Genomic DNA, 20,228 nt, shown 5'->3' on the forward strand with positions numbered 1-20,228 from the left:
TCAGCTGACGACCGCGTGACCACCGAACTGCTGGCGCAGCGCGGCGACGGCCTTCATCGCGGGCGAATCGGGCTGACGGGACTCGAAGCGGGCGAACAACGACGACGCGATGACATGCAGCGGGACGGCCAGGCGGACCGCCTCGTCGACCGTCCAGCGGCCCTCGCCGGTGTCTTCGGCATAGCCCTTGAGCTGGGCCAGCTTGGGGTCACCGTCGAGCGCCAGGTCGAACAGGTCGAGCAGCCAGGACTTGACCACGCTGCCCTCGCGCCAGCTCTTGATGATGCCGGGGACGTCGTCGACGTACTCCGACGCCGCCAGCAGCTCGTAGCCCTCGGCGAAGGCCTGCATCATGCCGTACTCGATGCCGTTGTGGACCATCTTGGCGTAGTGACCGGCCCCGGTCGGGCCGGCGTGCACAAAACCGTACGGGCCGGCCGGCTTGAGCGCCTCGAAGATCGGCATCGCCATCTCGACGCTCGACGCCTCGCCCCCGACCATCAGGGCGTAGCCGTTCTTGTGTCCCCAGACGCCGCCGGAGACGCCGGCGTCCATGTAGTGGATGCCCTTCGGCGCCAGCCGCTCGGCCCGGGGCTTGTCGTCGGTGAACTTGGAGTTGCCGCCGTCGATGATCAGGTCACCCGGCGACAGCAGGTCGGCGAGCTGGTCGATGGTGCCCTCGGTGATCGCCCCGGCCGGGACCATGGTCCAGACCACCCGCGGCGCCTGAAGCTTCTCGACCAGTTCGGCGAGACTGGCGACGTCGGCGATGTCGGGGTTGCGGTCGTACCCGACGACCTCGTGCCCCGCCTCCCGAATCCGCTCCCGCATGTTGCCACCCATTCGGCCGAGACCGACAAGGCCGAGCTGCATGGTGTCCCCCTAGATGTGTGGTTCTCTCAGCCCAAGTATCAGCGGGTTACCCGGATCGGCATGATCAGATAGCGGTAACCCGGCACGATTTCCCCGTCGTCGGAGGCCGGCGAGAGCACAGCCGGCTTGAACGCGTCGACAAACGCGAGCTGGGCCGTCGGCGAACCCAGGTTCTGCAGGCCGTCGATGAGGTATTGCGGGTTGAACCCGATGGTCAGCGGCTCGCCGGTGAAGGTGGCGTCCATCGCCTCGCTGGCCCGCGCCTCTTCCGTACCACCGGCCTCGACAACCAGGCCGTCCTCACCGAAGCTCAGCAGCACCGGGGTGGTCCGCTCGGCCACCAGGGCCACCCGGCGGACCACCTCGATCAGCGAGGCCACGGAGACCCGGGCCTCGGCATTGTGGCTGGCCGGGAAGAGCGAGCGCACCGGCGGGTAGTTGGCGCCGTCAAGCAGCCGGCTGGTGGTGCGCCGGGTGCCGCCCGCGAAGCCGATCATGCCCTCGCCGGCGCTGCCCTGGGCCAGGGCGATCGTCACGTCGCCGCCCACGGTGCCCAGCGTCTTGGCCGTGTCGTTCAGCGTCTTCGCCGGGACCAGGGCGTTCAGGCTGATCTCGGGGTCGTCCGGGTTCCACTCCATCTCGCGCATGGCCAGCCGGTAACGGTCGGTGGCCAGCATCGCCAGATTGCGGCCGTTCAGCTCCACCCGGACACCGGTCATCATCGGCAGGGTCTCGTCACGCCCCGCGGCGATCGCCACCTGCTGGACCGCGGCGGCGAAGGACGACGCGTCGACCGTGCCCGCGCTGGACGGCATGTCGGGCAGCGTCGGGTAGTCCTCGACGGGCATCGTCGGCAACGTGAACCGGGCGCTCCCGCAGACCAGCTCCAGGTGGGCGCCGACCGCGGCGATGTCGACCGGCTTGGCCGGCAGGGCCTTGGTGATCTCGGCGAGCAGCCGGCCGGAGACCAGTGCGGCGCCCTCGGCGTCGGCCTGCACCTCGACGCTGACCTGGCTGGAGACCTCGTAGTCGAAGCCGGAGACGTGCAGCCGGCCCTCTTCGGCTCGCAGCATGACGCCGGCGAGGACCGGCACCGACGGGCGGCTGGGCAGGCTCTTGGCCGTCCACGCCACAGCGTCGGCGAGTGCGTCTCGCTCCACCCGGAACTTCATGCTGTCCTCCGCGACTTCCTCGTACGCGTACGTCTGCTGTCTGGCTGCTACTAGGGGCTGCTACTTGGGGGCCTGCTACTTCGGGATGGAACCAGAACTCTATGGCACCGCTCGACCGGCCTCGGTGCTGGGAAGCCCTTCTCCTCGCAAAGCGGCTTGTCCACACCCAGCCCAACGCCGGTGATTGGTTTTTGTTTTCTTAGAAGAGATAACTCGTCATAACCATCGGTCCTGTGCACACTGTGGAGAACTCCCGTTTGCGCTGGTCAGAAGGTTATCCACCGGTGTGTTGCCTGTGGGTAACCGGGGTATAAACCCGGGTCCGCGTCCACAGTCCCCGCCGCGGCGGCGGTTGTCCACCGTTGTCCACCGGCTATCCACCGGATATCCACCGGGTTTGTGCCCAGGCCTGGGGATAACGCCGGGACGCTACCGGCTCGTCGTCCCCAGAACCTTCAACAGGAAATCCACAGCCGTCCACAGGCGGTGGACAAAGATGTGACGCTGAGTGCTTGTCCACATCGATTTCCCCAGGAGTTGTCCACATCTGTGGGTAACTCGTGCGGGAGTTATCCACCGCTGGGGACAAACCCCTGGGGACGAACGGTGGATAACAATGGCACGTTCACCAGGGCAAAGTCGGTTCACGGTCGTGGCCTGGCGGGGCCACGGCTGTTTTGCTTCCGGCCTTCTTGGTACGGGCGCCGTTCCGACCTCTCGGCGGCCTGGGTGCGGGGCCGTTTCCCGGCGTCCGGGCGGTGAGGGGTTGGCCGCGGCCGACGCTTGGGGCGCTGTGGATGCCGCGGGTGCGCTGGGGTGCTGGGTCCGGGTTACTTCGGAGAGCACCATGCCGGCGGGCTGCCCGCTCACCCTGGTTGCCGCCGGGCGCGGCGCGTTGCGTGGTTGCGGTTACTTCAGGAGCACCATGCCGCCGGGGCTGCCCACTCACCCTGGTTGCCGCCGGGTCGAGGTTGAGCTGGCTTGCGCTACCACGCTTCGTGGGGTGGTAGCTGGGCGCGCAATTCGGGCTTCCGATGCCGTCTTGGCCTACCACCCGGCTTGATGGTGGTAGGGCAGAGCGGTAGTCCCGCATGCTGCATCGAGGGGATTCGCGCGACCTGCGGCAACCAGGGTGAGTGGCAGCCCCGCCGGCATGGTGCTCCTGAATTAGCCCGGACCGGGCCGACTGCCGCAACCGACGTCGCAACCGCCGGGCCGGATGGCGGGGGACGGTCTGGAGTTGCAGTGAGGCCGCCGAGAGGGCGGGACTTGTCAGTCGGGCGTACCCATCAGGTGTTTTGTTTGATCCTGTTGGTCAGCTCGGCGATCTGGTTGTAGAGCGAGCGGCGCTCGGCCATGTGTTGGCGGATCTTGCGGTCGGCGTGCATGACCGTGGTGTGGTCGCGGCCGCCGAAGGCCTGGCCGATTCGGGGGAGGGAGAGGTCGGTCAGTTCGCGGCAGAGGTACATGGCGACCTGGCGGGCGTTGACCAGGACGCGGCTGCGGGAGTGGCCGCGCAGGTCCTCGAGGCTGACGCCGAAGTAGTCGGCGGTGGAGACCATGATCTGGTCGGCGGTGATCTCGGGGCCGGCGCCGTCCGGCATGAAGTCGCGCAGGACCTCCTCGGCCAGGCTGAGCTGCACCGAGCTGCGGGTCAGGCTGGCGAACGCGGTCACCCGGATGAGGGCGCCCTCGAGTTCGCGGATGGAGTTCGAGACGCGTGACGCGATGAACTCGAGCACGTCGTCGGGAGCGAACATGCGCTCCTGCGCGGCCTTCTTCTGCAAGATCGCGATGCGGGTCTCGAGGTCGGGCGGCTGGATGTCGGCGAGCAGGCCCCACTCGAAGCGGGTGCGCATGCGGTCCTCGAGGGTGGCCAGCTGGCGCGGGGAGCGGTCCGAGCTGATCACGATCTGCTTGTTCGCGTTGTGCAGCGTGTTGAACGTGTGGAAGAACTCTTCCTGGGTGCGCTCGCGGTTCTCCAGGAACTGGATGTCGTCGATCAGCAGGATGTCGACGTCGCGGTAGCGCCGCTGGAAGGCCTGCGTCTTGTCGTCGCGCAGGCTGTTGATGAAGTCGTTGGTGAATTCCTCTGTGGACACGTAGCGGACCGAGCGCGCGTGACCCAGCGTCGTCGCGTAGTGGCCGATCGCGTGCAGCAGGTGGGTCTTACCCAGCCCGGAGCTGCCGTAGATGAACAGCGGGTTGTACGCCTTCGCGGGCGACTCGGCGACCGCGACGGAGGCGGCGTGGGCGAAACGGTTCGACGAACCGATGACGAACGTCTCGAACATGTACTTCGGGTTGAGCCGGTTGCCGTCGTTGCCACCGGGGCGGCGGTCGGCGCCGGACGTGTTGCGCATCGGGCCGGAGTCGCCGCCCTGCGTCATGCGCAAGGTGTCGTCGCGGCGGTCGTCCACGTAGCCGAGGTTGTCGCGCAGCTGCGCCTGCTCGGTCGCCATCCGCCGGCTCGTGTCGTTGGGCAGCTTCTTCTCGACGGCCGCGGCCGGCAGGGCGGCGGGCGGCTGCGGCGCCAGGACCGGCACCGGCGGGTCGGTCCGGAAGAGTGGTTCTTGCGCTTCGCGGGCGGTCGGAACAGACCTCGAGTACGGCTGGGAATGCGACGAATGCTGGGCCGAACCGGTCGGCTCGGCGTAATGAGCCGGCGGTGGCGGCGGCTGGACCGGCGGCGGCGTTCCGTAGACGGTGCCGGGCATACCGGTGCCGTCCTCGGGCGGGCGGACCGTGACAGCGACCTGTATCGCACGGCCCAGCCGGCGCGACAGCGCGTCGGTGATGGCCGGCCGCAGCCGGGACTCGATCACGTCACGGGTGAACGCGTCGGGCACAGAGAGTAGAGCGGTGTCTTCCACTATCGCCCGCAGGCGAGTGAGGCGAAGGTACGCCCGCTGCTGCGCCGACACGATCTCGTCAGCGAGCTCGGCCACCGCCGCGTCCCACACCCCGCTCAGGTCGCCTGAATCGGCCACCGCCGCGCCACCCCCATCACCACCGACCCCCGGCGGCATTGTCCGGCCGTCCGTCCCTGCCTCGACCGAATCCCCCAACTCTCGTCCACCGGCTATCCACAGGTTATCCACAAGCTGTGGGCGCGTCGGCAGTCGCTCACCCCTGGAGCCTGCGCTGGCGCGGGTTGACAGGCTCACCGTGCCGAACGATTCACCGCACCGCCCGGTTCCGCCCCCGGACCGAGCCGCTCGGCTCCCGACGCCGGAGACCAGCAAACGGGCACGCTAACAGCGCTGCCACCGCCGCTTCAACCGGCGTCCCACCCTGCTGTGCGTCCGGGCAGGCGGAGATTCACTTCCGGCGCAGAAAGACGTGCATCTGTGCCGTCCTAAGATCGACCTGGAGATCATCCGCGGCGTGCCACGGCCGGTATCGTTGACCACCACCCGCGGCCTGCGTAGGGTCGAGCGGTTGCCTTGCCGCACCCCTGCTAGAGTGGTCGTCTGGCAGCGATGCCCCTTGTCTTTGTAATGCACGGATTCGGAGTCCTGACGTGAGCAAGCGCACCTTCCAGCCGAACAACCGCCGTCGTGCGAAGACCCACGGCTTCCGGCTGCGCATGCGCACCCGGGCCGGCCGCGCGATCCTCGCCAACCGCCGTTCCAAGGGCCGCGGCAAGCTGTCGGCCTAGCCGACAGCTCGCCCGCCCGGGAATGCCCAGGTAGCCGTGCTGGCCGCAGCGCAGCGACTGCGGAAGAGCAGCGACTTCACCGCAGCGTTTCGTGGTGGCCGCCGAGTCGGCCGCGGCACCCTGGTCGTCCACCTTCAGATCGATGAGCCGGCGCTCGCCCCCGCGGCACGCGCCGGCTTTGTCGTGTCCAAGGCGGTCGGGAACGCGGTGGTGCGGAACCGGGTGCGGCGGCGGCTGCGTCATCTCGTACGCCCGAGGCTGGCCGACCTCCCGGCCGGCGCGACGCTCGTGGTGCGCGCCCTGCCCGCGGCGGCGACCGCGACCGCCGAGACGCTCGGCACCGACCTCGACGCCGCGCTCACCGCGGCCCGGACCGCGCGGCGGCGGCGATGACCGGGCCTGCCCGACTGCTCGCCTGGCCGATCGTCGCGTACCGTCGATACCTGAGCCCGGCTCTGCCGGCCCGCTGTCGGTTCTACCCCTCGTGCAGCGCTTATGCCCTCGAAGCACTGGAGCGGCACGGCGTTCTGAGGGGCACGGCGCTGGCGGTCTGGCGGATCCTGCGCTGTCATCCGTTCCACCCCGGCGGGTACGACCCGGTGCCCGAACCCATCCGTCACCGACCGGCCGATGTGACTGGAGCATGAATTGAGTCTCGACTGGATCTACTACGCCATCTCGTGGATCCTCCTGAAATGGCACGCTCTGTGGTCATTCATCGTGCCCGACGGTCCTGTCCTGGGTACCAACTGGGCGTGGATCCTCTCGATCATTTTCCTCGTGGTCACGCTCCGCGTGGTGCTGTTCCCGGTCTTCGTGAAGCAGATCAAGTCCCAGCGGGCGATGCAGGCTCTCCAGCCCAAGGTCAAGGAGCTTCAGGCGAAGCACAAGGGCGACCGGGAGACGCTCCAGAAAGAAATGATGGAGCTCTACAAGACGGAGAAGGCCAACCCGCTGATGGGTTGCCTTCCAATGTTCTTGCAGGTGCCGGTCTTCCTGGGCCTCTTCCACGTGCTGCGGCGGCTGTCGCCCGAGAACCAGGGCAAGACGCTGTACGGATGGACCGTCGAGCAGTTCGAGAGCGCGACGCACGCGGCCCTGTTCACGGTGCCGCTGCCCGCCAAGTTCGGGTCGACCCCGGCCGAGTTGAACGCCCTCGGCACCAACAACACCACGACCGTGAAGGTCGTCGCCGCCATCCTGGTCCTGATCATGATGGCCACGACGTACCTCACCAGCCGTCAGATGATCCTCAAGACCGGCTGGGCCGAAGACCCGCAGCAGAAGATGATCCAGCGCCTGATGCTGTACGGCATCCCGCTGTCGCTTCTGGTTTCCGGCTCGCTGTTCCCCATCGGTGTGGTCATCTACTGGGTGACGAACAACCTCTTCACGCTGGGTCAGCAGCAGTGGGTGCTGCGGAAGTTCCCGCCGCCACAGATGAACAAGTCGGACTCGGGCAGCAAGGCCGGCCCGGCCAAGACTGGCCCGTCGGCCAAGAAGAACGGCAACAAGGCGAGCGGTCCGGTGCAGCCGGCGCGTACCGGCGGAGGTCTCTTCGGTCGCAACAAGCCCACCGAGCCCGAGCCGCAGAGCCCGGTTGTCGACGCGAAATCGCGCGCGCCTAAGCCAGGGGCCAAGCCGACAGTTCCCAAGAAGGGCGCCCGACCGGCGAACAAGCCGCGGAGCTGACCCACGCAAACCTCCCCATGCCCGGCTCCTACGGCATGGGAACAGCGGACCGAACCAGGTCCGGACCGATTAGTACGGAGATGACACCGTGACCGACACCAGCACTCCCGATTCATCGGTCTCCGAAGCGGCGGAGACCGACTCCCCGGAGGCCGCACCCGAGGAGACCAAGAAGTCGGAGAGCGTGGCTTCCGACAGCGAGCTGTTCCGGCAGAGCGAGATCGCTGCCGACTACGTCGAAGGACTGCTGGACATCCTGGACTACGACGGCGACATCGACGAGCTGGTGTCGGCCGGCCGTCCGATGGTCGAGGTCGTGGGCGGTCGCTTGCAGGCCCTGGTCGGCCAGCGCGGTGCCACGCTGGAAGCGATGCAGGAGCTGACCCGCCTGGCGATCTTCCGGGCGACCGGCACGCCGAGCCGGCTGTTGCTCGACATCGGCGGCTACCGCGCCAACCGGCGCAAGGAGCTGGCAGCCGTCGCCCGCAACGCCGTCGAGAAGGTGAAGGAGCACGGTGACGCCGTGCGCCTGGAGCCGATGTCGGCGTTCGAGCGCAAGTGCGTCCACGACGTCGTCAACGCGATCCCGGGCGTGGAGAGCGAGTCGGAGGGCGTCGAGCCCAACCGGCGGATTGTCGTGAGTGCGGTGGACTGATGAGTGACCCGCTTCTCAGCGGGGATGACCTTGGCCCGGGCGTCGTTTCGCCCGGGCCTTCGTCTTCCTCGATCTTCGGCTCGCGGCTCCCGCTGGCCGTTGAGTACGCCTCCTTGCTGGTGACGGAAGGCGTGACACGGGGACTGATCGGCCCACGCGAGGCTCCGCGCATCTGGGAGCGCCACCTCGACAACTGCGCCGTGATGTCCGAAAAGATAGGTATCGGCGCTTCGGTGGTTGACGTGGGCTCTGGTGCCGGTTTGCCCGGTATCGTGCTCGCAGTGGTTCGGCCCGATCTGCGCATCACCCTGGTCGAACCACTGGCACGACGAACCGCCTTCCTGTCCGAGGCGGTGAGCCACCTCGGCCTCACCTCGACCGTCACGGTCGTCCGGGGCCGGGCGGAAGAGGTCCGGCTGGACCCCGCCGACGTGGTCACCGCGCGGGCGGTGGCGCCACTGGACCGGCTGGTTCGGTGGTGCCTGCCGTTGGCCGCCGTTGGTGGCCGGGTGCTGGCGTTGAAGGGGTCGACGGCGGCTGAGGAGGCCACCTCGCACGCGGCGGAGGTCGCTCGGCTCGGCGGGTCGGCGCCGGTGGTTCTGCGGTGCGGGGTCGGGGTGATCGAGCCGCCTACGACTGTGGTGGAGGTAGTTCGGGAGCGGGCTGTGGGGCCCTCCCGGTCGTCACGGTCGTCGGGGTCGGGGCGAAGGAGATCGCGAAAGGGATAGGTACGGATGGGTGGCGGCAGGCGCGACGCACGCAGGCGAGTGGGGCGATCGCCGGGGTCGGCCGGCCGCCCGTCGCCTTCTTCCGCTCCGTCACCTTCGGGGGCCTCGCCTGGGTTTTCGTCGTCGGCCTCTTCTCTGCCGCCTTCCTCAGCCTTTCTGCCGCCGGCTTCCTCGGCGGGTTCGGCCATCTCGGATTCTGGAGCCTCCGTGGGTGATGGCCTTGCCTCGCATCGGTCGTCTCCGCCGGGTTCGTCGCCGATCTCGTCTTTGCCTTCGCCTTCGCCCTCGTCCTCGGGTTCGCCTTCGCCTCCTCTTGAGGTGGGCTCGTCTTTCTGGGTTCCTCAGCCAGAGCATTGGCTTGGTGCCGTTAGCGCTGATCCGGCCGTGGGGGTCGACCTTTGGGCGGTACGCGGGCCGGCGGCCCGGTCGAACTCGCCGCGTCTATCGAGCTCGCCGCGGACATCGAACCTGCCGCGACCGTTGAACTCGCCTCGGCCGTCGCCGCGGCGTCCTCGCCCCTTGGCGTCCTCGCCGAATGCCAATCCCTCTGCTGCTTTCTCGCCGACGCCTGGGCTGAGCTCTTCGCCTTGGCGGGTGAGTGGGGTCGCGCCCGGTGAGCGGCGCCCTGCTCCTGCCGAGCGGGAGGGACGATCGCAGGACCGCTTCGAGCTCGCGGGCCTGTCGCCGTCCCACTCCGACCCGCTGCCGTCGCCCGCTTCTGTTTCCCCCGCGATGCCGCTGGTCTCGTCGGGATCCGTCCGGGCGCCTGTCTCGGCGGATCTCCTGTCGTCGGCTTCAGCAGCCGATTCCCTGGAGTCGGCGTTGCCTGCGTTGTCAGTTGCGTCGGCCATGTTGGCGGCGTTGCCTTCGCGGACCGCGTTGCCACCTGCGTCGTCTGCATCGACGGCGGCCTTACCACCAGAGCCGTCCCCGTCGCTCGCCCCCTCTGTTGGACTTCCGCTCGCGGCATCGGCATCGGCCTCGCCCACGGCGTCGGTCTTCTCCCCAGAGTCGGTGTCCTCACCGGTCTCGGAGTCGGTGTCCTCGCCTGGCTTGCCGGGGTCGCGTATCTCGTCGCCGGCGTCGACCAGGCCGTCCGACGCGTCGCCTGGCTTGCCCGAGTCGCCTACCGCGGCGGCGGCGCCCGATTCGGCTGACGTGTCGCCTGCCTCGCTGGTTGCGTCGCGGCGTTCGCGTGACGCGTCGCCTACTCCGACGGCGGCGCCTGGATCGGCTGACGTGTCGCCTGCCTCGCTGGCTGCGTCGCGGCGTTCGCGGTTGTCGCCGCGGCCTCGGCGGGCGCGGCGGGCCTTTTCGGACACGGGATGGCCCGCTCGACCTGGGCCGGTTTTCGGTGCGCGGCTGGCGCTCGTACCCGGCTTCATGGTTTTTGAGACCGACAACACACCGCGGCCGCCGCACCTGGCCGGCGGGGCCGCCGAGGCCGGCGTATTCCCCGTCCTGCAAGGGATCCGTCAGTTTTCCACAGGTCCGGGTTTGGGTCTTGCTGGCGACGATGGTTCGGATCTAGCCTGGTCAACCTCGGCGTCACCGGCGCCGGCTCAGACTCTTCCCATGCATCACTCGGTCGATGTGTCAACGCGATCCGACGACACTTACTCGGCCGGTCACACTCACAGCGCTTCAGTGACGAATGTGGCTCGTGGCACGTCGCCCTATCAGGCGGACAGGCGTGGCACGCACCGCCCGGCAGCCGTAGGCTGGCCGCGCGTCGATAGTGTGGACCGGTTGGCGGGCGCACCCGGTGCACCGCCTCTTGCCCCACCTCTTGCGTCGCCCGACGGTGCCGAGGTGGGCACTCGCGGTGCCGACCCATTCCAAGCAGGCAGGGACAAGACGGTGCATGAGTACGGCAGTGGCCTCGACGGTTTTTCACCGAACGGACACGGTGTTTCACGTGAAACCACCTCGTTCGCTGGTGTAGATAACTCAGCGTCCGCTTCTCCGTACGCCGGGGAATCTTGGGGTAGGTCGACATCGGCCACCATCGGCTTCTCGCTGAAGGGGAATGCCGACGGTGGGTCGAGCATGTCTCAGCCGCGAACCGGTACCGGCCACGCCAGCGCTCAAGGGTCCAGCGGTCAGGTCTACGGCACTCCGGTCGGACCGCAGTCATCGCCGCCGGGGAACGAGGCCGACGGGCAAGGTGGTGGTCAATCCGGCGACAATGGGTACGGCCACGAACCGCACGCGCCAGCCCCCGAGCCGCGGAGTGGGCTGACGGCACCAACGTCGGCGCCAGTGTCTGGCTCTACGCCAACGGCCGATGCGGCAACCACCGCGCCGCCGATGGAGCAGAGTGACCGTCGTCCGGACGAGCATGTTTCACGTGAAACGCCGGGCGGGGATGAGGACGATCCGCCTCTGGCCATGGAAGCGTTGCGTGCTGTGCAGATCCTCAATCCCAGCGGTGAAATCACGATGCCGCGGCCCGATCATCCGAGGGTTCTCTGCGTCGCGAACCAGAAGGGCGGCGTCGGCAAGACCACGACGACGGTGAACCTGGCAGTGGCGCTCGCGCTACATGGCAACCGTGTGCTCGTGGTCGACCTGGATCCGCAGGGCAACGCGTCCACCGGACTCAACGTTCCGCACCACGCCGGCGTACCCGACGTCTATGACTGTCTGATCGACAACGTGCCGCTCAGCGAGGTGGCGCAGGCCGTCGAGGGCATTCCGAACCTGTTCTGCGTGCCCGCCACCATCGACCTGGCCGGCGCCGAGATTGAGCTGGTCTCCGTCGTGGCGCGCGAGTCCCGCCTCGCCCGGGCCATCTCCGCGCACCCCGAGAAGTTCGACTACGTCTTCATCGACTGCCCGCCGTCGCTGGGCCTGCTGACGGTGAACGCACTCTGCGCCGCTCAGGAAGTGCTGATCCCGATTCAGTGCGAGTACTACGCGCTTGAGGGCCTCAACCAGTTGATCAATAACATCAACCTGGTGCGCCAACACCTGAACCCGACGCTGGACGTCTCGACGATCCTGCTGACGATGTACGACCGCCGCACTCGTTTGGCGGACGCGGTCGAGCAGGATGTACGGAACCACTTCGGCGACAAGGTTCTGCACGCGGTGATCCCGCGCAACGTCCGGGTGTCGGAGGCGCCGAGCTACGGCCAGTCCGTCATGACGTACGACCCGGGCTCGCGTGGTGCCACCAGTTACTTCGAGGCCGCTCTGGAGATCGCGATGCGTGGGGTCAGTAACGGAGGCACCGCATGAAGAACCGTCCACGGGGAGGCCTCGGCCGGGGCCTGGGCGCTCTGATTCCGACCGCACCGACCGCCGCCGTCGCGACCGAGGAGCCCAGTCCTCCCCCGGCGCCGAGTCCCGCGCCTACCCAGTTCGCCGCACCGGCCGAGCCCGAGCCCGTACCCGAGCCGCCGGCGAGTGACCCGTCCAGCGAGCTGGCCCCGGTGCCGGGCGCCCGGTTCGCCGAGTTGCCGGTCACGTCGATCCAGCCGAACGCGAAGCAGCCCCGGCACGTCTTCGACGAGGACGCACTCGAGGAACTGAAGGTCTCCATCCAGGAGGTCGGCTTCCTGCAGCCGATCGTCGTCCGCGACCTCGGCAACGACACCTACGAACTGGTCATGGGCGAGCGCCGCTGGCGTGCCGCCCAAGCGGTCGGCAAGGAGACCATCCCGGCGATCGTCCGCGACACCCGCGACGACGCCATGCTCCGCGACGCACTGCTCGAGAACATCCACCGCGCCAACCTCAACCCTCTGGAAGAGGCGGCCGCCTACCAGCAGCTGCTGGAGGAGTTCGGCGCCACGCACGAGGAACTGGCGAAGCGCATAGGGCGCAGCCGCCCCCAGATCTCGAACACCATCCGCCTCCTGAACCTCCCGGCGAAGGTCCAGCGCCGCGTCGCAGCCGGCGTCCTGTCGGCCGGCCACGCCCGGGCGCTCCTGAGCTTGGACGACAGCGACGCCCAGGACGCCCTGGCGCTTCGCATCGTTGAGGAAGGTCTGTCCGTCCGGTCGACCGAGGAACTGGTGTCGCTGGCCCTGGCCGACGGCAGCCCGGCCAAGAAGGCAGCACCGTCCCGCCGCCCCAAGGTTCACGCCCCCGCCCTGAACGACTTGGCCGAACGCCTCTCCGACCGCTTCGACACGCGGGTCAAGGTCGACATAGGACGGAACAAGGGCAAGATCACTATCGAGTTCGCGACGGTGGACGATCTAGAGCGCATCGTCGGCATGATCGGCGTCGAGGAAGAGGGCTCCGACAACCCGGAGAGCTGAACCTCTCCTCCGCGGTCTCGAGGGGAACGCAAGGCACGTGATCTTGTGGATTACGTGCCTTCTTCATGTCTCGACTCGCGCGACCGCCTACCCTCTGACCAGGGGCGGAGCGAGACTAAAACTATAAGATTCAACAAATTTTCCCAGGCTGATTCTCCTGAGATTTCTAGTCGGACGCCGAACTACTCCCGTGTGATTCAAACCCAAGATCACTTCGCTTTCGCCCCGCGGCCGGGCTGGATCGACCTCAACCCGGATTTACCTCGTTTTCCGTTGGGTTGTAGGGGCGGTCAGATCTGATTTCGTCCGCCACGACTTGGCTTCCTTCGTGACTTCGACTCATTGCTTAGGTCAGGCTCGGACAGATCAGGGGCGGCCGCTGGAGAAGCGGCCGTTGACTGGTGGTGACCTCGCGGGGTGTGACCTCAAATGGCGTGGCATGGTGAGACCTAATCCGCCTGGCCCGCCTGCTCCCGGTCGACGCCGAATCGGGCGGCCTCGTTGTCGCCAAACTGGCAGCTCGGATTGACCGGCGAGCGGGCCGAGGTTGCCGGCTAACGCAGCGACCGACCGAGGCGAAGGCGGTCGCCTTACGAGCGGTAGTAGTGCACCTTCGGCATAGAGGCGGCGTGACCCATATCGACGCCAAAGCCGAGCCAGAGCAGGTCCGCGCGAGTTCACGCCAATCTCCGCGGCGAGCAGCTCCCGGCCCTGGGCGACGGAGGGGCGACGGTTCGGGCAAGAGCCGCGCGAGGCCTGCCGTGGCACCGGCCGCGTCTTCGCCCAGTGGTTTGTGCCAGCGATCCCCTTTCCCGACGAATCGCGTATCCGCGCCGCAGCCAAGTCTTCACGAGGGCTCGTAAAAGGGCGTGTCATCTCGTTGGGAGGTCTGGCGGCGAGTTAGCGATCCTCGGCCCTGAAGTCGGTCTGGTATTCCCTCGCGTCGAACCGGCAGAGTGTGCTGGACCTGCCACCCAAGGCCGCCGCGACTCTTGCTGAGTTGCGGCGGCCAACTTGTAGCCTCAGAGGTTCGCCGATCGTTGGCTTTGGAAGGCACGCCGCTCGTTTCACGTGAAACGTGACGCGGGGAGCCTCCCGTCGAGGCCACAGCACTGAGAACACGACAGAGCGCGATGCCGCTGTCCGGGAGACTCCGTCCTAGTCACGTGGTCCGGCGCACGGTCGCGTTGGGGGCGATCGCTTGCCTGGTGCTCCAGCGCCGGCCCACAGGAGTGGCCTCGGGATCGCCGCAGTCTCGATCGCTGTCCGAAACCTCTAGCCCCTATCCACGTGCTCAGGGGCATCAGACGTGGGGGATCCATCTCGCCATGCAGGTCTCGCTGGCGGCGGTGCCAAGAGGTTCTAGGTCGCGCGAGTCATCTCGGCTGGCCCGCGCCTGTTGTTTCACGTGAAACAAGGCCGGCGCCTCCCTGCCGAGATGGCTGGAGTCGTTGGCCGCTGGTCGACGGATCCGGCCAGCGTTCGCAACCTAGGTTGCTGAAATGTCGTCGGCCATTCCGGCCGCCGAGGTTGCCGGCGGATCGGTGCCGCTAGTCCTTCCTGAGGATCACGCCCAGACGATAGAGGCACGTCTGACGACCGCCCGGACTGGATCACGCCAACCTCCATGAGCGCCGGATCGAGACCCGCTCTTGATGAGCAGACGCCTACTCGTCGTCATGAGGCCTCGCAGCGCCTCGCAGCGCCTCGCAGCGCCTCGCAGCGCTCGTCATCGAGTGCAGGCGACAGCTTGGGCGGCGACGGTGCGTGGCCCGGCCCGAGGACTGCATTGGTTACTCCCCCAATGTCGTCGGTTCGGCGCACTCCTCGGGTGGAAGTGGTAGCCGGCATGGCCAGAGTGGCTCAGTGAGGCTGGTGTCCTTGGCGCGGGCTGGGCGGTCGGCTGGCTAGCACGACGCGCGCGGCAGTCGAGTTGGGTATAGGGACGCAGCTGGTGTCCGCCGGGGTCCATTTAACCCGCCGACGCCGTACCAGCCCGGTCCTCATAAAACCCACCTCCGGCATGCATTTGACCATCGACCGGTGCTCAGCGCGCCCCTGTTCCACGTGAAACCAGCCTCCCGTCGGACGCCTGGAGCGGCGGGCGTAGACAGTCAGAAAGCGGGCCGTTTCACGTGAAACAGCGGAGTTTTCCGCCGCCGCCGCCGCCGCCGCCGCCGGCGGCGGCGCCGGCGACGGCGACGGCGAACGCCGAGTTGCCGCCGGCCTCCGGCTGCCGTGGTGCGGGTCAATCGAGACCCAGTCACCTGCAATGGCCTCGAGCTAACACCTCGACGCCATGGCGGTGAACGCGGCCGATACGTGCCCACGTGGGCGGTCGGGCATCAGGCCATCCACGAGGCAGGACGGTGGACAGCGCGCAACGGCAGTCGCCGGCTGGGGTCGAAGGACCTGAATTGCGGTCACCGCGCGAGGTGACCGCAGTGTGGGTAGTGGCATGTCTGACGGGGTGTTGTCGGCGGGGCCATCACGACAGGGGCGCCCGATCGAGTGGTCCGGCTGGCCCCGACATAGAGCCATGGTCGACGTAGGTCGTACAGAGCCGATGAAGCCGCTCGGCTCAGCTGCCAGCAGCAGCCGCGGAACCTCGCCGCTCGCTTGGCCGGCGAGCCACGACGGATCTGTGTGTCGGCCGTCTAGCGCTGTCTCCCGCTCCGCCTCGTACCAGCGGCTCCTGCTGGGGCGTCCTGACGATCGCGCGCGAGACGGAGTTGCGCCCAACGGAACGCGCCATGGAGATGAGGTGAGTGTCGTGCCAACCGCAGCTTCGAGGTCGTCGGCCTCGGCCGAGGCCGAGCCGGTGCGGGCCACCTCGCCTATGCCTGGGTTCTACCCATGAGTGCGGGGTAGCGAGGAAAGTCGGCTAGCGGGCCATCGACCCACGGAGTGGCCCGGCACTCCCTCTGGCCGACTGCTGAACCATGCGGCACAGATGACCGAGTACGAGCCCTCGGGCGCCTACACGGGCTGGGATGCGCCGCGCAGCTCTTCTCCCGAGCCCAACTACGGCTTCAGACTGGGCGGTGGCTGGCGAGGTCGGCCGAACACAGAGCACCGAACGGCTGGGTCGACGTTTGTACCGGTGGTCCACCACACGGAGCTCCTGGCCCCACCGGCAGCCGTAGCTGGCTCATCGCCTGTAATCGAGCCGGCAACAGATCCGAAGCGTCGGACCAGAGGATCGGCGTTACGCGTCCGAGGGATTGGACGGATGGCGTCGTTGGGAATCGCTGGGTCGGGAATCCGCGCGAGGCTGACCTATTGAGCGTTGGGCGCCCTCGGCTGGATTGGCCACGACCACCTCGACCTGGGCCTGACCATCCGCACCGCCGCGGCCGACGGCGACCGCGTGCACGTCTGGCCGGCAGCGGTCATGGCGAGCACCGCGTCGGGAGCCCCTTCCCTCGAGCCAACTGGACCGGTGGACATTTCCGCGAAGCAGGAGTGCGCGTCCAGCGGAGGAGGATCAGCCCGGCCGTGATGGCTTGGCATGGACATACGTGGGACCTCATTGGCTGGTGGGCTGGCACCGCGTGGTCGGATTGCGGGATGCAAAACACGATCTTCGGTCTCCCTCCACGGTGGGTCGCCACCCGGCGTCGACCCGGCGCAAGCCCAGGAAGTGCTAGAGCCGCTGGGCATAGTGGCTGAGGTCTTAGCCCCGTGGGGGCGGCGTGGTTGGGCCGGTTCGCGGACCCTGGACAGGAAAAGCGCCCCGAGTGGAGCGGCGGCAGCTCGCTCGGCCGATCGCTCAGGCTCGGCCGATCGCTTAGGCCCGCCTCATCGCTCACGCCCAGCCGATCACTCAGGCCCGCCTCATCGCTCACGCCCAGCCGATCACTCAGGCCCGCCTCATCGCTCACGTCCAGCCGATCGCTCAGCCCGGCTTATCGTTCAGGCCCGGCTCATCGCTCAGGCCCGGCTGATTGTCCCGGCCCGGCCGTCGCCTAGGGCCAGCCCATCGCCTAGGGCCGCCCGGCCCGTCGCAGCTATCGGTATGTGACCAGACGAGCGGCTGCTAGACCACGGTTCCTGCGGAGAAGTCGCGGGGTGTTCTGGTTGGCTCTTCGATCACGCCGCCGGGGCTCTTCGACGTTGGCCGAGATCAGCGCTTCTCGGCATCGGTCTTGCCAGACGTGGCCAGCTGATCTTGGTTGGGCTGGCGGGTCGGAGCCGGTGGCCTGCGGCGTGGCTTGAGGCCCGATCGAGCTAGAGACATGTATCGAAATAGTCGTGGTCGTGGTGGTGGATGCCAGGTGACAAGGGCTTGAACGAGGGATTGAAGGAGGTTGCCTGATGCATCGGAGAAGGACGTTATCCACAGGCTGTGAGTTGGGTTGTTGAGGAGCGTGGTTAGGGGGCCGTTTCACGTGAAACGGGGGCGTGGGTAGGGGTTGTCCACGTGGGTATCCACAGGGTGCGCAAGCGTTCTACGTCGCGTTTCACGTGAAACGGCGTGGCCTGTGGATAACTTCTGTGGATAACTTTGGGCGTGGTTTAGTGCCCACGGATAGTGATCGACTTGCACGTGTCGGCGGGCTTCACGGGGTCAAGGCGGTGAGCGCGGGGGTTGCGGAGAAATTGACCCGGGACAGTGCCCCGTGGCCTGCACTAAGGTCAGGCTCGTGCCCGAGAATGCCGCCCCCCTGCCGGACTTCACCCGCTGGCCGTCGTTCCCCTTCGAGGGCGACATGCGCATCAAGCCGCTCGCCGCGCCCGTGGCGGTGGAGCCTCCGCGGAGCGGTGAGGACGCCGCCGAGTGCGTGGCCTGCAATACGCCTGACGATGCGTACATCTGGTTTAGCGAACGCTGGCGTGTCCGGGCGATGGACCGGCCCACCGGGCTGCCGATGGTTCTGATTCTGGAATGCCGCTCGCATCTTGACCTCGGCGATCTACCGAACCTGCTGGCCGCCGAGCTTGGCGTCATGACCGTCCGGCTCGAGCGCGCGGTTCGCTCGCTCGACGGGGTGGCGCGGGTTCACGTGAATCGGTGGGGCGATGGCTCGGCGCACCTTCACATGTGGTTCCTGGCGCGGCCGTACGGCCAGCTGCAGCTCCGCGGCACCTTCCTCTCGCTGTGGGACGACATCCTGCCGACGATCCCCGAGCACCAGTGGCGCGAGAACCTGGCCATGGTGGCGGCCTGGCTCGCCGAGTTCGGGGGCGAGGCCAACGCCGAACCGCCGCACATCCAGTGGGAATCGCCGGGAACTTTCAGCACCTCCCCGACGGCCGAGTCGCAGACCACGGCGGCCGCGAGCGCGTCGGTGGGTGGCCCGACCGCGGGCACCACGTCGGTGGCTGGTGAAGGTGTGCCGGCTCCCGCCGGTCCCTGGGGTACGCAGACAGAGGAATCAAACGCGGACAGCTCGGCGGGCATGTTTCCCGTGAAACCAGCAGCCGGCTCACCCGAGGCCGAGCCGGCCGACGGCGACGACCACTCGCCCTCAGCAGACGACAGTCACGACGCGTCGAACACGCCGAACGGACCCAAGGTCCCGCGCCAGGCCGCAGGGGAAACGTCCAGCCGGGTGTAGCCGCGCGGAGCGGAAGCGCCGTGGGCAACCACCGCGTGGGCGCGGAAGCGTCGGCCTAGCGTCGTCGGCAACCATCGCCGAGCACATGCGCGACCTGACTACCGGGCCGCTCTGGACGCAGCTCGCACGACCAACGACTTCAGGATGACGCCGAAGTTCAGGGAGGCGGCCTGCACGGCCAGGGGAAGCAGGGACGTCTCCGTCATGCCAGGGGAGACGTTGACGCCCAGGACCTGTGGGTTGTTGTCCGAGTCGACCACGAGGTCTACGCGGGAGAGGTCTCGCAGGCTCAGGGCCCGGTAGGTCGACAGCGCGGTTTCCGCTACCAGGGCGGCCACCTCTTCATCCAGGCGGGCGGGGGCGTGCCATGTTGTCAGGCCGGCGGTATAGCGGGCGGCGTAGTCGTAGACGCCGTTGCGCGGGACGATTTCTACCGCGGGTAGGGCCTGCGGGCCGTCGCCCAGGTCGACGATCGAGACGGCGACGGCGGTGCCCGGGATGAAGCGTTCGACGAGTGCCGTCGAGTCGTACCCGAAACAGCCCACCATCGCGGCGGGCAGCGCCGACGCCTCACGGACCACCGTCGCGCCGAGCCCTGAGCCGCCCTGGGCCGGCTTGATCATCAGCGGCAAGCCCAGGCGCGAGGCAACGCGGTCGAGGACGGCAGCGGCGCCCAGCTCCGAGAAGCGGTCCTGCGGCAGCACCACCCAGTCCGGGGTCGGGATGCCCGCTTCGCGCAGCAGCGACTTCGCCGAAGGCTTGTCCCAGGCCAGGCGGGCGGCGTGGGCGTCACAGCCGACGTACGGCACGCCGCACAGGTCGAGCACCCCGCGCAGCGAGCCGTCCTCCCCGGTGGCCCCGTGCAGCGCGATGACGACGGCGTGCGGTGGGTCCGCCTCGAGGTAGGGCAGCAGCGCGGCATCGGCGTCGCGGATCTCGGCGGACACACCGGCGCCGCGAAGAGCGTCGAGAACCCGCCGGCCGGACCGCAGGGAGACGTCGCGCTCATAGGACAGGCCACCGGCCAGTACGAGCACCTGGAGGTCGGCGGGGTCGAAATGGCCGGCGCGGTCCGCGGTGGGCAACCTGCGCGCGTCGGTGATGCCGGTGGTCGCTGACTGACCGGTCGGTGCGGCGGCGCTCGGGGCGGACGGATCAGGGGCGCTGGTCATCGAGAATCCTTCGGCGCGCTGCTGGCGATGAGGTGAGTAGAGCCTCTGACGTGAGAGGTGCGCCGCGTCTGGCTACAGCAGCGTTGGCAGGGCGGTAGCCGCACGCCACTGGGGGATCGTCGGTGATCAGCCGCACGACACGCGGGTCGTGCGGCCGGTCCGGGGTCGGCCCCCTCCACCAGATCGGTCCGAGTCGGTAGGTGACGCACGGAGGGCCGCCCGGACGTATAGAGGGGACGACGGCCGGAGGACGCCCAAGGCCGCTGGTTGCCGGCAGTGCCGGATGTGTGTCGAGATGGCGCCGCCATGATGCGGCTTGACGTCGCTCTCGTCGGCAGGGGGATCAGGGCGGAACCTGGACTGGCAGGCGACGTGCGTCCTCGGTTGCGTAGTTGCCCTGGCTCGGTGGCAAGCTCTCGACGACCCGTTGCAGGAGTTGCCTG

Annotated in this window: 14 protein-coding genes; 9 read left to right on the plus strand and 5 right to left on the minus strand. The window is 68.1% G+C overall.

Features of this window, described 5'->3' with window-relative positions; genetic code table 11:
- The 3 genes from gnd to dnaA form a co-directional block, all read right to left on the minus strand.
- Positions 1–873 carry a phosphogluconate dehydrogenase (NAD(+)-dependent, decarboxylating) gene (gene gnd / locus AB0O15_RS00910; protein ID WP_364312250.1) on the minus strand — a complete coding sequence of 291 codons (873 nt, stop codon included), beginning with the start codon at positions 871–873 and terminating at the stop codon, positions 1–3.
- A 38-nt stretch (positions 874–911) separates the two neighbouring features.
- Complete coding sequence (gene dnaN / locus AB0O15_RS00915; RefSeq protein ID WP_364312253.1) at positions 912–2,045, minus strand: DNA polymerase III subunit beta; 1,134 nt, start codon at positions 2,043–2,045, stop codon at positions 912–914.
- Between the two features lie 1,289 nt (positions 2,046–3,334).
- A complete protein-coding gene (gene dnaA / locus AB0O15_RS00920; RefSeq protein WP_364312256.1) occupies positions 3,335–5,035 on the minus strand; it encodes a chromosomal replication initiator protein DnaA in 1,701 nt (566 codons plus the stop codon).
- Positions 5,036–5,568: 533 nt separating this feature from the next.
- Here dnaA and rpmH point away from each other — a divergent pair.
- The 6 genes from rpmH (at position 5,569) to rsmG (ending at position 8,781) form a co-directional block, all read left to right on the plus strand.
- Positions 5,569–5,706 carry a 50S ribosomal protein L34 gene (gene rpmH, locus AB0O15_RS00925; RefSeq protein WP_364312259.1) on the plus strand — a complete coding sequence of 46 codons (138 nt, stop codon included), beginning with the start codon at positions 5,569–5,571 and terminating at the stop codon, positions 5,704–5,706.
- A gap of 36 nt (positions 5,707–5,742) precedes the next feature.
- A complete protein-coding gene (rnpA, locus tag AB0O15_RS00930) occupies positions 5,743–6,099 on the plus strand; it encodes a ribonuclease P protein component (RefSeq protein ID WP_364312262.1) in 357 nt (118 codons plus the stop codon).
- On the plus strand, positions 6,096–6,353 hold the full coding sequence (gene yidD, locus AB0O15_RS00935) for a membrane protein insertion efficiency factor YidD (protein ID WP_364312265.1): 258 nt from the start codon (positions 6,096–6,098) through the stop codon (positions 6,351–6,353). Before rnpA ends, yidD begins: the two co-directional genes overlap by 4 nt.
- A gap of 1 nt (position 6,354) precedes the next feature.
- The gene (yidC, locus tag AB0O15_RS00940; protein ID WP_364312268.1) at positions 6,355–7,398 is read left to right on the plus strand and encodes a membrane protein insertase YidC; all 1,044 of its coding nucleotides are present in this window, start codon (positions 6,355–6,357) and stop codon (positions 7,396–7,398) included.
- Between the two features lie 88 nt (positions 7,399–7,486).
- Entirely contained in the window at positions 7,487–8,053 is a 567-nt protein-coding gene (locus AB0O15_RS00945; RefSeq protein ID WP_364312271.1) for a R3H domain-containing nucleic acid-binding protein, read from the plus strand.
- Positions 8,053–8,781: a 16S rRNA (guanine(527)-N(7))-methyltransferase RsmG gene (gene rsmG / locus AB0O15_RS00950; RefSeq protein WP_364312274.1), complete on the plus strand. Its 729-nt coding sequence runs from the start codon at positions 8,053–8,055 to the stop codon at positions 8,779–8,781. The genes AB0O15_RS00945 and rsmG overlap by 1 nt, the downstream gene beginning before the upstream one ends.
- A gap of 341 nt (positions 8,782–9,122) precedes the next feature.
- Here rsmG and AB0O15_RS00955 read toward each other — a convergent pair whose 3' ends face one another.
- Positions 9,123–10,103, minus strand: coding sequence for a hypothetical protein (locus AB0O15_RS00955; protein WP_364312277.1), 981 nt, complete (start codon positions 10,101–10,103; stop codon positions 9,123–9,125).
- Between the two features lie 916 nt (positions 10,104–11,019).
- On the opposite strand from AB0O15_RS00955, the gene AB0O15_RS00960 reads away from it, so the two are divergent.
- From AB0O15_RS00960 to AB0O15_RS00970, 3 genes are all read left to right on the plus strand, one after another.
- Entirely contained in the window at positions 11,020–12,024 is a 1,005-nt protein-coding gene (locus AB0O15_RS00960; RefSeq protein WP_364316920.1) for a ParA family protein, read from the plus strand.
- On the plus strand, positions 12,021–13,052 hold the full coding sequence (locus AB0O15_RS00965; RefSeq protein WP_364312280.1) for a ParB/RepB/Spo0J family partition protein: 1,032 nt from the start codon (positions 12,021–12,023) through the stop codon (positions 13,050–13,052). The genes AB0O15_RS00960 and AB0O15_RS00965 overlap by 4 nt, the downstream gene beginning before the upstream one ends.
- A gap of 4,871 nt (positions 13,053–17,923) precedes the next feature.
- A complete protein-coding gene (locus tag AB0O15_RS00970; protein ID WP_364316923.1) occupies positions 17,924–18,613 on the plus strand; it encodes a hypothetical protein in 690 nt (229 codons plus the stop codon).
- A gap of 98 nt (positions 18,614–18,711) precedes the next feature.
- Here AB0O15_RS00970 and AB0O15_RS00975 read toward each other — a convergent pair whose 3' ends face one another.
- The gene (locus AB0O15_RS00975; RefSeq protein ID WP_364312282.1) at positions 18,712–19,785 is read right to left on the minus strand and encodes a D-alanine--D-alanine ligase; all 1,074 of its coding nucleotides are present in this window, start codon (positions 19,783–19,785) and stop codon (positions 18,712–18,714) included.
- Positions 19,786–20,228: the final 443 nt, after the last annotated feature.

It is taken from the genome of Actinoplanes sp. NPDC089786, assembly GCF_040684855.1.
Classification (GTDB): domain Bacteria; phylum Actinomycetota; class Actinomycetes; order Mycobacteriales; family Micromonosporaceae; genus Actinoplanes.

What these genes read in the sequence shown, in the direction of transcription:
- gnd (WP_364312250.1), bottom strand. Translation starts at nt 873, where the DNA reads ATGCAGCTCGGCCTTGTCGGTCTCGGCCGAATGGGTGGCAACATGCGG.
- dnaN (WP_364312253.1), bottom strand. Translation starts at nt 2,045, where the DNA reads ATGAAGTTCCGGGTGGAGCGAGACGCACTCGCCGACGCTGTGGCGTGG.
- yidD (WP_364312265.1), top strand. Translation starts at nt 6,096, where the DNA reads ATGACCGGGCCTGCCCGACTGCTCGCCTGGCCGATCGTCGCGTACCGT.
- rsmG (WP_364312274.1), top strand. Translation starts at nt 8,053, where the DNA reads ATGAGTGACCCGCTTCTCAGCGGGGATGACCTTGGCCCGGGCGTCGTT.
- AB0O15_RS00965 (WP_364312280.1), top strand. Translation starts at nt 12,021, where the DNA reads ATGAAGAACCGTCCACGGGGAGGCCTCGGCCGGGGCCTGGGCGCTCTG.
- AB0O15_RS00970 (WP_364316923.1), top strand. Translation starts at nt 17,924, where the DNA reads ATGGTTCTGATTCTGGAATGCCGCTCGCATCTTGACCTCGGCGATCTA.
- AB0O15_RS00975 (WP_364312282.1), bottom strand. Translation starts at nt 19,785, where the DNA reads ATGACCAGCGCCCCTGATCCGTCCGCCCCGAGCGCCGCCGCACCGACC.